Source organism: Leucobacter ruminantium, assembly GCF_017565705.1.
In the GTDB taxonomy this organism is placed as follows: Bacteria; Actinomycetota; Actinomycetes; order Actinomycetales; family Microbacteriaceae; genus Leucobacter; species Leucobacter ruminantium.
This window is the reverse complement of the sequence record NZ_JAGDYL010000006.1, coordinates 135,085-148,300: the sequence shown is the minus strand read 5'-3', so window position 1 is coordinate 148,300 and position 13,216 is coordinate 135,085. Positions and strand designations below refer to the sequence as shown.

14 protein-coding genes are annotated in these 13,216 nt (G+C 70.2%); 10 read left to right on the top strand and 4 right to left on the bottom strand.

Annotated elements, in window-relative coordinates; all coding sequences use genetic code 11:
• Window positions 1-105 precede the first annotated feature (105 nt).
• The 10 genes from sufB (at window position 106) to J4H91_RS05205 (ending at window position 10,549) form a co-directional block, all read left to right on the top strand.
• Window positions 106-1,524 carry a Fe-S cluster assembly protein SufB gene (gene sufB, locus J4H91_RS05250; RefSeq protein ID WP_208045207.1) on the top strand — a complete coding sequence of 473 codons (1,419 nt, stop codon included), beginning with the start codon at window positions 106-108 and terminating at the stop codon, window positions 1,522-1,524.
• Window positions 1,524-2,729 (top strand): Fe-S cluster assembly protein SufD, encoded by a 1,206-nt coding sequence (sufD, locus tag J4H91_RS05245; protein WP_208045206.1) that lies wholly within the window; start codon window positions 1,524-1,526, stop codon window positions 2,727-2,729. Before sufB ends, sufD begins: the two co-directional genes overlap by 1 nt.
• Entirely contained in the window at window positions 2,729-3,061 is a 333-nt protein-coding gene (locus tag J4H91_RS05240) for a non-heme iron oxygenase ferredoxin subunit (protein WP_208045205.1), read from the top strand. Before sufD ends, J4H91_RS05240 begins: the two co-directional genes overlap by 1 nt.
• Window positions 3,058-3,822 carry a Fe-S cluster assembly ATPase SufC gene (gene sufC, locus J4H91_RS05235; protein ID WP_208045204.1) on the top strand — a complete coding sequence of 255 codons (765 nt, stop codon included), beginning with the start codon at window positions 3,058-3,060 and terminating at the stop codon, window positions 3,820-3,822. Before J4H91_RS05240 ends, sufC begins: the two co-directional genes overlap by 4 nt.
• A gap of 26 nt (window positions 3,823-3,848) precedes the next feature.
• The gene (locus J4H91_RS05230) at window positions 3,849-4,199 is read left to right on the top strand and encodes a metal-sulfur cluster assembly factor (protein ID WP_208045203.1); all 351 of its coding nucleotides are present in this window, start codon (window positions 3,849-3,851) and stop codon (window positions 4,197-4,199) included.
• Window position 4,200: 1 nt separating this feature from the next.
• Window positions 4,201-5,733: a glucose-6-phosphate dehydrogenase gene (gene zwf, locus J4H91_RS05225; protein WP_208045202.1), complete on the top strand. Its 1,533-nt coding sequence runs from the start codon at window positions 4,201-4,203 to the stop codon at window positions 5,731-5,733.
• On the top strand, window positions 5,730-6,698 hold the full coding sequence (locus tag J4H91_RS05220) for a glucose-6-phosphate dehydrogenase assembly protein OpcA (protein ID WP_208045201.1): 969 nt from the start codon (window positions 5,730-5,732) through the stop codon (window positions 6,696-6,698). The genes zwf and J4H91_RS05220 overlap by 4 nt, the downstream gene beginning before the upstream one ends.
• Window positions 6,695-8,131 (top strand): NADP-dependent phosphogluconate dehydrogenase, encoded by a 1,437-nt coding sequence (gndA, locus tag J4H91_RS05215; protein WP_208045200.1) that lies wholly within the window; start codon window positions 6,695-6,697, stop codon window positions 8,129-8,131. Before J4H91_RS05220 ends, gndA begins: the two co-directional genes overlap by 4 nt.
• A gap of 9 nt (window positions 8,132-8,140) precedes the next feature.
• Window positions 8,141-8,854 carry a 6-phosphogluconolactonase gene (gene pgl / locus J4H91_RS05210; protein ID WP_208045199.1) on the top strand — a complete coding sequence of 238 codons (714 nt, stop codon included), beginning with the start codon at window positions 8,141-8,143 and terminating at the stop codon, window positions 8,852-8,854.
• Between the two features lie 96 nt (window positions 8,855-8,950).
• On the top strand, window positions 8,951-10,549 hold the full coding sequence (locus J4H91_RS05205) for an ABC-F family ATP-binding cassette domain-containing protein (protein WP_208045198.1): 1,599 nt from the start codon (window positions 8,951-8,953) through the stop codon (window positions 10,547-10,549).
• A gap of 104 nt (window positions 10,550-10,653) precedes the next feature.
• On the opposite strand, the gene J4H91_RS05200 is transcribed toward J4H91_RS05205, so the two are convergent.
• The 4 genes from J4H91_RS05200 to J4H91_RS05185 are packed head-to-tail and all read right to left on the bottom strand — an operon-like array spanning window position 10,654 to window position 13,159.
• Entirely contained in the window at window positions 10,654-11,610 is a 957-nt protein-coding gene (locus J4H91_RS05200; RefSeq protein WP_208045197.1) for a cutinase family protein, read from the bottom strand.
• Window positions 11,603-12,487 (bottom strand): SURF1 family cytochrome oxidase biogenesis protein, encoded by an 885-nt coding sequence (locus J4H91_RS05195; RefSeq protein ID WP_208045196.1) that lies wholly within the window; start codon window positions 12,485-12,487, stop codon window positions 11,603-11,605. The genes J4H91_RS05200 and J4H91_RS05195 overlap by 8 nt, the downstream gene beginning before the upstream one ends.
• Entirely contained in the window at window positions 12,480-12,725 is a 246-nt protein-coding gene (locus tag J4H91_RS05190; protein ID WP_208045195.1) for a hypothetical protein, read from the bottom strand. Before J4H91_RS05190 ends, J4H91_RS05195 begins: the two co-directional genes overlap by 8 nt.
• Window positions 12,722-13,159, bottom strand: a complete 438-nt coding sequence (locus tag J4H91_RS05185) for a DUF3099 domain-containing protein (protein ID WP_208045194.1) — start codon at window positions 13,157-13,159, stop codon at window positions 12,722-12,724. Before J4H91_RS05185 ends, J4H91_RS05190 begins: the two co-directional genes overlap by 4 nt.
• Between the last annotated feature and the right edge of the window lie 57 nt (window positions 13,160-13,216).

Sequence of the window (13,216 nt, the reverse complement as noted above, 5' to 3'; positions counted from 1 at the left end):
AAGCCCAGACTACTGCACCGTTGCAGGGCCAGGTCTGTGCGCCCGAGTTCTTCGTGTGCGCACACGGGCCCTGCCCGGCGAGGACGAAGAATCAAGGGAGGGATCATGCCAGAGGTATTGATCGACCGACCCGAGCTCGAAGGCTTGGGCCAGTACGAGTTCGGCTGGCACGACAGCGATGAGGCGGGCGCGGTTGCGCAGCGCGGCCTCAGCGAGGACGTCGTGCGGAACATCTCGGGGCTGAAGAACGAACCGGAGTGGATGCTGCAGCGACGGCTCAAGGCCCTGCAGATCTTCGGCCGCAAGCCGATGCCGTCGTGGGGCGCCGATCTCTCGGAGATCGACTTCGACAACATCAAGTACTTCGTGCGCTCGACCGAGAAGCAGGCGACCACCTGGGAGGAGCTTCCCGAGGAGATCAAGGAGACCTACGAGAAGCTCGGCATCCCCGAGGCCGAGCGCCAGCGCCTCGTCGCCGGCGTCGCCGCGCAGTACGAGTCGGAGGTCGTGTACCACCAGATCCGCGAGGATCTGGAGAGCCAGGGCGTGCTGTTCCTCGACACCGACACGGCGCTCAAGGAGCACCCCGAGATCTTCGAGCAGTACTTCGGCACCGTGATCCCGTCGGGCGACAACAAGTTCGCCGCGCTCAACACGGCCGTGTGGTCGGGCGGCTCCTTCGTCTACGTGCCGAAGGGCGTGCACGTCGAGATCCCGCTGCAGGCCTACTTCCGCATCAACACGGAGAACATGGGCCAGTTCGAGCGCACGCTCATCATCGCCGACGAGGGCAGCTACGTGCACTACATCGAGGGCTGCACCGCTCCGATCTACAAGAGCGACTCGCTGCACTCCGCCGTCGTCGAGATCATCGTGAAGAAGAACGCCCGCGTGCGCTACACCACGATCCAGAACTGGTCGACCAACGTCTACAACCTCGTCACGAAGCGCGCGATCGCGGAAGAGGGCGCGACGATGGAGTGGGTCGACGGCAACATCGGCTCGAAGGTCACCATGAAGTACCCGTCGATCTACCTGGCCGGCGAGCACGCGAAGGGCGAGACCCTGTCGGTCGCCTTCGCGGGGCCCGGCCAGCACCAGGACGCGGGGGCCAAGATGATCCATCTCGCGCCGCACACCAAGTCGTCGATCCTCTCGAAGTCGATCGCGCGCGGCGGCGGCCGTACCGGCTACCGCGGCGAGGTGCGAGTGGAGGCGAACGCCCACCACGCGGCCAACTCGGTGGTCTGCGACGCGCTGCTCGTCGACACGATCTCGCGCAGCGACACCTACCCGGCGATCGACATCCGCACCGACGACGCCGAGCTCGGCCACGAGGCCACGGTCTCGCGCGTCAGCGAGGATCAGCTCTTCTACCTCATGAGCCGCGGACTCGCCGAGGAGGAGGCGATGGCGATGATCGTGCGCGGCTTCATCGAGCCGATCGCGCGCGAGCTGCCCATGGAGTACGCCCTCGAACTGAACAAGCTCATCGAGATGGGCATGGAAGGATCCGTCGGATAATGACCGAAGCTGTAGCAGAGAAGACCGCGCCGTCGGCGCAGGGCACCGAGCAGCACGGCGCGCGGGCGCACTCCGACGGGGACTGGGCGAACCGCGCCCCGGTGCAGACGCGCTCCGAGCGCCCCAAGTCGACCGATGTGGCCGACTTCCCGACGGTGACCGGCCGCGAGGCGGTCTGGAAGTTCTCGCCCGTCGCGAAGCTCGATGCGCTGCTGAACGGCGTGCTCGACGGCTCGCGCCCCCCGGTCTCGGTGAGCGAGGCGGCGGGGATCGCGAGCGAGTGGATCTCCCGCGACGACGCGCGCATCGGCCGCGCAGGCATCCCCGAGGACCGCGCCGCCGCAGCCGCGTGGAGCGCCTTCGGCGAGGCCCACCTGGTGACCGTCTCGTCCGAGGAGCAGGTCACGGCCGTCGTCGCGCGCGATGCGCTCGGCGCATCGCCGCGCGCCGCTCACACCGTGATCGAGGCCGCCCCGCAGAGCCGCGGCCTCGTGATCCTCGAGAACACGGGCGACGCGCGCGTCACCGAGAACGTCGAGATCGTCGTCGGAGACGGCGCGAAGCTGACCGTCGTCTCGGTGCAGCAGTGGGCCGACGACGCGATCCACCTCGCCGCCCACTACGCCACCGTAGGCCGCGATGCATCGCTCACCCACATCGTGGTGTCGCTCGGCGGAGGGATCGTGCGCCTCAACCCGGCGATCCACCTCGACCACGAGGGCGCGAACGGCGAGGCGCTCGGCGCCTACTTCGCCGATGCGGGCCAGCACCTGGAGCACCAGGTCTACATGGATCACGACGCCCCCCACACCCGCAGCCGCGTCACCTACAAGGGCGCGCTGCAGGGCGAGGGCGCGCACACCGTGTGGATCGGCGACGTGCTGATCCGCCAGAACGCGACCGGCACCGACAGCTACGAGCAGAACCGCAACCTGGTGCTCTCCGAGGGAACGCGCGCCGATTCGATCCCGAATCTCGAGATCGAGACCGGCGACATCGAGGGTGCGGGACACGCGTCGGCCACGGGCCGCTTCGACGACGAGCACATCTTCTACCTCCGGAGCCGGGGCATCTCGGAGGAGGAGGCGCGCAAGCTCGTGGTGCGCGGCTTCCTGCTCGAGGTCATCGCGCAGATCGGCGACGAATCGACCGAGGAGCGCCTGCAGGCCGCAGTCGAGGCCGAGCTGGCCGAGTCCGTCCGATAATGGCCCGCCACAAGGTGATCGCGGTCGGCGAGCTGGTGCAGGACCAGGCCGCCCGCGTCGTCGTCGAGGACGTGCCGATCGCGCTCGTGCTCGACGGCTCGGGCGAGGTGCACGCCATCGGCGACACCTGCAGCCACGGTCAGATCAGCCTCTCCGAGGGCTTCGTCGAGGGCGACACGCTCGAGTGCTGGGCCCACGGCTCGGCATTCTCGCTGCGCACCGGCGTCCCGCAGAACCTCCCGGCTTACGAGCCGGTACCCGTCTACGTCGTCGAGATCGAAGACGGCGACGTGTACATCGACCCCAACGTTACGAAAGAGATTGAACAATGAGCTCCGTTCTCGAGATCAAGGACCTGCACGTCAGCGTCGAGACCGATCAGGGTGAGAAGAAGATCCTGAAGGGCGTCGACCTCACCATCAGGCAGGGCGAGACCCACGCGATCATGGGCCCGAACGGCTCCGGCAAGTCGACGCTGGCCTACGCCATCGCGGGTCACCCCCGCTACGAGGTCACGAGCGGCTCCGTGCTGCTCGACGGCGAGGAGGTGCTCGACATGGAGGTGGACGAGCGCGCCCAGGCCGGCCTCTTCCTCGCGATGCAGTACCCGGTCGAGATCCCGGGCGTGACCAACGCGAACTTCCTGCGCACCGCGAAGACCGCGATCGACGGCGAGGCGCCCGCCATCCGCACCTGGATGAAGGACGTCAAGGAGGCCATGCAGCACCTGCGCATGGACGAGTCGTTCGCCTCTCGCAACGTCAACGAGGGCTTCTCGGGCGGCGAGAAGAAGCGCAACGAGATCCTGCAGCTCGAACTGCTCAAGCCGAAGTTCGCCGTGCTCGACGAGACCGACTCCGGCCTCGACGTCGACGCGCTGAAGATCGTGTCGGAGGGCGTCAACCGCGCCAAGGAGCAGACCGGCCTCGGCGTGCTGCTCATCACCCACTACACGCGCATCCTGCGCTACATCAAGCCCGACTTCGTGCACGTCTTCGTGAACGGCCGCGTGGCCGAAGAGGGCGGACCGGAGCTCGCCGAGCGCCTCGAGGAAGAGGGTTACGACCGCTTTCTCACGGGTGCTTCTGCCTGAGCGGCACGGTGTCCTAGGCTGATCGTATGAGCGAGGAAGCAACGACCGTTCCGCAGTCGATCGACCCGGAGTTCCGCGAGCAGGCGATCGAGGCGCTGAAGAACGTCTCGGATCCCGAGCTGGGCGTCAACATCGTCGATCTCGGCCTGATCTACGATCTGGCCTTCGACGAGGCCCACGACGCGCTCGTGATCAGCATGACGCTCACGAGCGCGGGCTGCCCACTGACCGACGTCATCGAGAACGACATCGCGGAGGCGCTCGACGGGCTCGTCACCGCCTTCCGCATCAACTGGGTGTGGATGCCGCCGTGGACGCCCGAGCGGATCACCGACGACGGCCGCGACATGATGCGCGCTTTGGGATTCGCCATCTGAGATGGCGAACTCCAACCCCCTTCGCTCGGCCGACGATCCTCGCCTCAGCAGGATCGCCGGGCCGAGCGCGCTCGTCATCTTCGGCGTGACCGGCGATCTGTCGCGCAAGAAGCTCATGCCCGCCGTCTACGACCTGGCGAACCGCGGTCTGCTCCCTCCCGGCTTCGCGCTCGTCGGCTTCGCGAGGCGGGACTGGGCGGATCGCGACTTCGTGGAGATCGTGCGCGAGGCCGTGCGCAAGCATGCCCGCACGCCGTTCCGCGAGGAGACCTGGGATCAGCTCGTCCAGGGCATCCGCTTCGTGCAGGGCCAGTTCGACGACCCCGAGGCGTACGCGCGGCTGAAGCAGACCGTCGACGCCCTCGACCGCGAGCGCGGCACGATGGGCAACCACGCCTTCTACCTGTCGATCCCTCCCCGCTCCTTCCCCGAGGTGGCGCGCCAGCTGTCGAGCTCGGGGCTCGTCGACCGCGCGGCGGATGAGGGGCCCTGGCGACGCGTGATCATCGAGAAGCCGTTCGGCCACGACCTCGAATCGGCCCGCCAGCTGAACGACGCGCTCGAGTCGGCGTTCCCGGCCGACGCGATCTTCCGCATCGACCACTATCTCGGCAAGGAGACGGTGCAGAACATCCTGTCGCTCCGCTTCGCGAACGCGATGTACGAGCCGATCTGGAACCGCAACTACGTCGATCACGTGCAGATCACGATGGCCGAGGACATCGGGGTGGGGGGCCGCGCCGGCTACTACGACGGCGTCGGCGCGGCGCGCGACGTGATCCAGAATCACCTGCTGCAGCTGCTCGCGCTCACCGCGATGGAGGAGCCGATCAGCCTGAGCGCCGAGCACCTGCGAGCCGAGAAGGAGAAGGTGCTCGAGGCCGTGCGCCTCCCCGACGACCTCGGCGCCGCGAGCGCCCGCGGCCAGTACGCGGGCGGCTGGCAGGGCGGAGAGCTCGTGAGCGGCTTCCTCGACGAGGAGGGCATGGACCCGCAGTCGCGCACCGAGACCTACGCCGCGATGAAGCTCCTGGTGAACACGCGCCGCTGGGCCGACGTGCCCTTCTACCTGCGCACGGGCAAGCGGCTCGGCCGACGCGTCACCGAGATCGCCGTGGTCTTCCGCAAGGAGCCGGGCGAGCTGTTCGGCAAGTCCGAGACGACCGAGCAGGGATCGAACGCCCTCGTGATCCGCGTGCAGCCCGACGAGGGCATCACGATGCGCTTCGGCGCCAAGGTTCCCGGAACCGCCGCGCGGGTGCGCGACGTGACGATGGACTTCGGCTACGGCCACGCCTTCACCGAGGCGAGCCCCGAGGCCTACGAGCGCCTGATCCTCGACGTGCTGCTCGGCGATGCGCCGCTGTTCCCGCGTCAGCGCGAGGTCGAGCTCTCGTGGCGCATCCTGGACCCGGTGGAGCAGCACTGGGCCTCCCGCGACGAGCCGCTGGAGCAGTACGCTCCCGGTTCGTGGGGGCCCGACTCCGCCGACGAGCTGCTCGCCCGCGACGGGCGGGCCTGGAGGAGACCGTGATCGAGGAACTTCCGCGCACGAGCATCAGCGCGGTCGCGCGCCGGCTCGTGTCGATGCGCCAGGAGAGCGGCGTCTCGGCGCTCGGCCGCGTGCTGACGCTCGTGATCGCCGCGAACGGACCGCTCGACGAGGCCGTGGTCGGCGCCGCCAACGACGCCTCGAACGAACACCCGATGCGCGTCATCGTGCTGCTGACCCGACCCGACAACCCCGAGGCGAGGCTCGACGCCGAGATCCGCGTTGGCGCCGACGCGGGTGCCAGCGAAGTCGTGGTGCTGCGGGCCTACGGCGAGGTGTGCAGCGGAGTGGAGAGCCTCGTCACCGGCCTGCTGCTGCCCGACGCGCCCGTCGTCGTGTGGTGGCCGGAGGAGGCGCCCCACCGCCCGGGATCCGAACCACTCGGACGCATCGCGCAGCGTCGCATCACCACGACCGCGGCGATCTCGGGCGGGGCGGAGCTCGCGCGCCGCTTCGCCGGCTACACAGCGGGCGACACCGATCTCGCGTGGACCCGTATCACGCGCTGGCGCGAGCACCTGGCGGCGATCCTCGACCAGCCGCCGCACGAACCGGTGCTGGCCGTCGAGGTGGTCGGTGCGGCAGGATCCCTCGCGACCCAGATGCTCGCCGCCTGGCTCGAACTCGCGCTGCGGGTGCCGACGACCTGCCGGCTGCCGCAGGGGGAGCCGCTCGCCGAGGGCGTGCGCTCGGTGACGCTGCGGAGGGCGTCGGGCGACGCGGTGATGGAGCGCGTCGGACCGTCGCGGACGCTGCTGCGGCAGCCCGGCCACCCGGAGCACGAGATCGTGCTGCCGCGCCGCACCCTGAGCGAGTGCCTCGCCGAGGAGCTGCGCCGGCTCGACGAGGACATCATGTACGGCCGAGTGCTGGAGCGGCTGAGCCGCATCCGCTCGGAGCAAGAGGCGAACGAGAACCGCACGAGTGAATGGAGCACCGGAGAATGAGTGATCGCACGGCGAACATCGGCGTGGTCGGCCTGGCGGTCATGGGTGCGAACCTGGCTCGCAACCTGGCCAGCCGCGAGGGCAACACCGTGGCGGTGCTGAACCGCAGCCGCGGGCGCACCGACGCGCTCGTCTCCGAGCACCCGGAGGCGGGTTTCGTGCCCGCATACTCCTACGAGGAGTTCGCGGCGAGCCTCGCGAAGCCCCGCACCGCGATCATCATGGTGCAGGCGGGTGCCGCGACCGACGCGACGATCGACGCGCTCGTCGAGGTCTTCGAGCCGGGCGACATCATCGTGGACGGCGGCAACGCCTACTTCCCCGATACCATCCGCCGCGAGCGCGCCGTGCGCGAGACCGGCATCAACTTCGTCGGTGCCGGCATCTCTGGCGGCGAGGAGGGCGCCCTCAACGGGCCGAGCATCATGCCCGGCGGCTCCGACGAATCGTGGGTCACGCTCGGACCGATCCTGAAATCGATCGCCGCGGTCGCGGAGGGCGAGCCCTGCGTCACGCACGTCGGCCACGACGGCGCCGGGCACTTCGTGAAGATGGTGCACAACGGCATCGAGTACGCCGACATGCAGCTCATCGCGGAGGCCTACGACCTCATCCGCCGCGGTACGGGGAAGAGCCCCGCCGAGATCGCCGAGATCTTCGCCGAGTGGAACCGCGGCGAGCTCGAGTCGTACCTCATCGAGATCACGGCGGAGGTGCTGCGTCAGAACGACGCAGCGACGGGCGAGCCCCTCGTCGACGTGATCCTCGACCAGGCGGGTGCCAAGGGCACCGGAGCCTGGACCGTGCAGACCGCGCTGTCGCTCGGAGTGCCCGTCTCGGGCATCGCGGAGGCGACCTTCGCGCGCTCGCTGTCCTCGCATCCCGAGCAGCGCGAGGCGGCGAGGGATCTGCCCGGCCCCTCGACCGCCACGCCGGTCGATGACGAGATCGCGTTCGTCGAGGATGTGCGCCAGGCGCTCTACGCGTCGAAGATCGTCGCCTACTCGCAGGGCTTCGACGAGATCCGCGCGGGCGCAGCCGAGTACGGCTGGAACATCGATCTCGGTGCGATCTCGAAGATCTGGCGGGGCGGCTGCATCATCCGCGCCCAGTTCCTGAACCGCATCGCCGAGGCCTACGCCGAGCAGCCCGAGCTGCCGCTGCTCATGGCCGCCCCCTACTTCGCCGACGCGCTCGGTCGGGGTCAGGAGGCGTGGCGTCGCGTCGTCGTGCACGCGACGAACGCCGGCATTCCGGCCCCGGCGTTCTCGTCGTCGCTCGCGTACTACGACGGGCTGCGCGCCGAGCGCCTGCCCGCGGCGCTCGTGCAGGGGCAGCGCGATTTCTTCGGGGCGCACACCTACCGCCGCGTCGACCGCGCCGGCAGCTTCCACACGCTGTGGTCGGGCGACCGCAGCGAGGTCGAGGCGTAGGCGGGCCCGATGCGCACCGTCGCAGCCCCCGACCTCGATGCGCTCTGCGTCGAGCTCGCGGCCGAGCTGATCGGCATCGTGCGGGACCGGCAGTCCGAGGGAGCGGTGCCGTGCATCGTCCTCACCGGCGGCAGCGGGGGAGCGGCCTCGCTCGCCGCGCTCGCGGCGCACCCCGACCGCGATGCCGTCGACTGGTCGCGCGTGCGCTTCCTCTGGGGCGACGAGCGCTGGCTGCCGGCCGGCGACCCCGAGCGCAATGACCGCCTCGCCGACGACACGCTGTTCGCGGCCGTCGGGGTCGACCCCTCGCTCGTGCACCGGGTCGGCGCGGCGGGCGGCGACCTCTCGCTCGACGAGGCCGCCGAGGAGTACGCGCGGCTCGTCGCGGGGATCGACCGCATCGACGTCGCGATCAACGGCGTCGGCCCCGACGGGCACGTCGCATCGCTCTTCCCGGGCCGCCCCGAGGTCGAGCTCGTCGGCGCCGAGGCACCCGCCGCGGTCGCCGTGCGGGAGTCGCCGAAGCCCCCGCCGGAGCGCGTCTCGCTCACGCTCCCGACGATCAACCGGGCGCACCGGGTGTGGCTGCTCGCCGCGGGCGAGGGCAAGCGCAATGCGGTGGGCGACGTGGTCGCGGGCCGTCCGACGCCCGCCGGACTGCTCTCCGGCACCGCCGAGACCGTGCTCTGGGCCGACGAGGCTGCGCTCGGGACGGCCGGCTAGCTAGACGGCGGCCTCGGGGCGAGCTCCGAGCCCCGGTCGGTAGACTAGTGCGGTTGCCCATTCCGGCATCGCCGCACGCGCAAGGAGCTGTTCACCATGATCATCGTCGAAGACCTCGCGATCGACGTCGGGGCCAGGCGTCTCATGTCCGAGGTGAGCTTCCGGGTGAACCCGGGCGACAAGATCGGGCTCGTGGGCCGCAACGGCGCCGGCAAGACGACGCTCACGCGCACGCTCTCCGGCGAGCTCCAGCCGGCCGAGGGATCGATCTCGGTCACGGGGGAGCTGGGCTTCCTTCCGCAGGATCCCCGCACGGGGGATCCCGAGCAGATCGCCCGCCACCGCATCCTCGACGCGCGCGGCCTCGGCACGCTGCAGCAGAACATCGCGAAGGCCACGGAGGACATGGCCTCCGAGGACCCCGTCGTCGCCGAGAAGGCGATGAAGCGCTTCGGCAACCTCACCGACCGCTTCCAGGCGCTCGGGGGCTACGCGGCCGAGTCGGAGGCCGCGACCATCTCGAGCAACCTCGGCCTGCCCGATCGCGTGCTCGACCAGCCGCTGAAGACGCTCTCGGGCGGCCAGCGCCGCCGTATCGAGCTCGCGCGCATCCTGTTCTCCGACGCCGACACGATGATCCTCGACGAGCCGACCAACCACCTCGACGCCGACTCGATCGTGTGGCTGCGCGAGTTCCTGAAGAGCTACCGCGGCGGCTGCATCATCATCTCCCACGACATCGACCTCGTCGGCGAGACGGTGAACCGCGTCTTCTACCTCGACGCCAACCGCCAGGTCATCGACGTCTACAACATGAACTGGAAGCTCTACCAGCGCCAGCGCGCCGCCGACGAGGAGCGCCGCCGCAAGGAGCGCGCGAACGTCGAGAAGAAGGCCTCCGCGCTCAAGGATCAGGCTGCGAAGTTCGGAGCCAAGGCGTCGAAGGCGGCGGCTGCGCACCAGATGGTGGCGCGAGCCGAGAAGATGCTCTCGGGCCTCGAGGAGGTGCGGCAGGTCGACCGGGTCGCGAAGCTGCGTTTCCCCGATCCCGCCCCGTGCGGCAAGACGCCCATCATGGCGCAGGGCTTGTCGAAGTCGTTCGGATCCCTCGAGATCTTCGCCGGAGTCGACCTGGCCGTCGACCGCGGCTCCAAGGTCGTCGTGCTCGGCCTCAACGGCGCGGGCAAGACCACGCTGCTGCGCCTGCTCGCGCAGGTCGACGAACCCGACACCGGCGAGATCATCGCGGGCCACGGCCTGAAGGTCGGCTACTACGCCCAGGAGCACGAGACGCTCGACGTCAAGGCCAGTGTGCTGCAGAACATGATCTCCGTGTCGCAGCACCTCACCGAGACCGAGGCGCGCAAGGTGCTCGGCTCCTTCCTCTTCACGGGCGACGACGTGCACAAGCCTGCCGGTGTGCTCTCGGGCGGCGAGAAGACGCGCCTCGCGCTCGCGATGCTCGTCGTGTCGAGCGCGAACGTGCTGCTGCTCGACGAGCCGACGAACAACCTGGACCCGGCGAGCCGCGAGGAGATCCTGGACGCGCTCGCGCACTTCAAGGGCGCCGTGATCCTCGTCTCGCACGATCCGGGCGCGGTCGAGGCGCTGAACCCCGAGCGCGTGCTCATCATGCCCGAGGCGACCGAGGATCACTGGTCGAAGGAGTACCTGGAGCTCATCGAGCTGGCGTAGCGCGGGCGGGCGGGGCCTCGGTTTCGATACTTCGACTCGTCGCGTCGCTCCTCGCTCAGCACAGCGCTCGCTTCGCCTCGCTCAACCGGCGGAGGAGGGGGCGCTCAATCAGCGGTGGCGTCCGCGTCGGGGTCGTCGCGTCCGCCCCGGTCGGGGACGGGCGGGTCGAGGCGGGCGATCGCGAACTCGGCGCCCTCGTCCTGCATGCCGTTGTCGAAGTACTCGACGTGGCCCTCCTCGTCGAGTTCGACGCCCTGCTGCAGGTCGAGGTTGCTCTGGCAGATGAAGTCGCGGGCGACGCAGTAGTCGCTGATGCGATCGGCGAACGGTGCGAGCGCGGCCTCTGGCCGGGGGAGGAGCCCGCCGAGCGCCGGGTCGAAGTCGCCCGCGTTGAAGGGCTCGGAGCCGACGAAGCGCGGGTCGCCGTAGAACACGATCGCGAGCACCCGCTCCGCGGCCTCCTCGCCGACCGCGCCCACGGTCGCGCCGATGATGCGAGCGTCGGCGCTGCTGAGGGCGTCGCCAATGATGAGCGCGCCCTGCGAGTAGCCGAGCAGCACGAAGCGCTGCTCCTCGCACGCCTCCGCCTGCACGTTGAGCGTGTCGATGAGCATGCGCACGCCCTCGGTCCCGCCCTCCTTGATGTCGGTGTCGGCCGGGTAGTCGAGGTCGAGGATCTCGACCTGGTCGGGGCGCGCCTTGGAGATCTTGCGGGCGACGGGGGAGAGCAGCTGGCCCTTGTGCGGCTCGCCCGTGCCGCGCACGGTGATCACGAGGTAGGGGGAGCAGTCGACGGGTTCGACGATCGGCTCGGGGTGCAGCTCGGCGTCGTACTCCTCGGCGGCCTCCGGCTGCGAGGGATCCTCCGTGACGTTCTCGAGCGATTCGCGCGCCACGGTGGGGTCGGGCGGCGAGGCGCAGCCGCTCAGCAGCGCCGAGCCCGCGAGGAGCGCGGCGGCGGCCGTCAGGAGGCGGCGCGCGCCTCTCCGGAGCGGGAACAAGCGGCGGAGCAGGAGCAGGCGGCGGAGCGCGCGGGAGCGGTCCGTGGCGTGTTCAGGCATCGAGCAGTGCATCCTCTTCCTCGGCGTCGCTGGGGCCGCGGCGGCGCCTGCGCTCGGCGCTGCGGCGATCCTGCTTCTCGACGGTCTCGCTCCCGGCGTTCAGGCCCCGGTACTCCCTGCGGGCCGCGTACGCGACCCCGATGCACGCGATCAGGATGAACACGTACCACTGCAGGGCGTAGGAGAGATGGGGCCCCTCGTCGCGCGCCGGTTTCGCGGGGAGCACGCCGTGCTCGCCCGCGGGCGTCTCGGAGACGAGCATGCCGTAGGCGCCGGTGTAGGCACCCGCGTGCGCCTCGTCGGCGCCCGTGAGCCTCGCCAGCTCGTCGAGCTCGATGCTCGCGACGGTGCGGTCTGACGCTGTGCGACCGGCGATGGGCGGTTCCGAGGCGCGGAGGCGCGCCTCGACGCGCACCTCGCCCTCGGGCGGCTGCGGCAGCGACGAGGGATCCGTGTCGCCCGCCGATGCTCCGTCGACGGGCACCCAGCCGCGGTCGACGAAGAAGACGCGGCCGTCCTCGGTGAGCAGGGCCTGGATGAGGTCGGACCCCACGCCGTCGGGGCCCGGGCGGTTGCGGGCGAGGACGGGGTCGCCCACGTACTCGCCGGTCACCGAGACGACGCGCCACTTCTGCGCGTCCTCGTCGAAGCGGTCGGGCCGCGGAAGCTCGGCCTCGAGCGGCACGGCCTCGGCATCGTAGTTCGCGTCGATCCTCGCGATCTCGGCCCGCGCCTCGGCGCGGCGATCGAACTGCCAGTTGCCGAGGAGCACGCAGGCGATCGCGAACACCAGCAGCATGGCGAAGTAGCCGATCCAGCGCGCCGAGTGGAGGAAGCGCCAGCCGATCCGCGTGTCTTCGGGGCGCGTCTCAGTCATCGAGTTCCTCCACCTCCCGCACCTCGAGCGGGAAGTCGCGGGCCGCGAGGAAGTCGCGCAGCACGTCGAGGTGCTCCGCGCACGCGAGCCAGGTCTTGCGGCGGTCGGCCGTGTGGAGCCGCGGGTTGCGCCAGAGGATCGCCCGTTCGGCCTCCGCCCGGCAGCCCGCGCGTGAGCACTCGAAGCGCCGGGCCGTCTCGCCCCCGAAACCGAGGTCGGGCAGCACGACGCCGCTCATGCGGAACCCTCGCCGCGTTCGCTCGGGCCCGAGGTCGGCCGTGCATCGCCGTCATCGGCAGGACCGACGCCGCCTGCAGCCGATCCCTCGCCCCCGCGTCTGGCCGGCTCGACATCGACCACGATCACCGCGTCGGACGGGAGCGATCCCTCGCCCCGCTCCTCCGGCCGCTCGGGCGCCGAGAGCTGCAGCGGCTCGGGCGCGTCGGGTGCCTCGCCGCCGCCGTGGGCGACGGCGTTGCCCACCATCACCGCGAACCAGGGGAGGAACACCGCGCCGGCGGCGACGAGCAGGACCCACCAGCCGCGCACCCAGAACAGCGACACCACGCACAGCACGCGCAGGCTCATCGCGATGAAGTACATGCGCATGCGGTGCGCGCGATCCTCCTCCGGGTTCACCCCGGCAGACGTCACGCTATAGCTCTTCGACATGCGCTCCCAACTCCGTACCCCACAAGCCTACGCGGTCTAGGCTGGTGCACAGCTGTC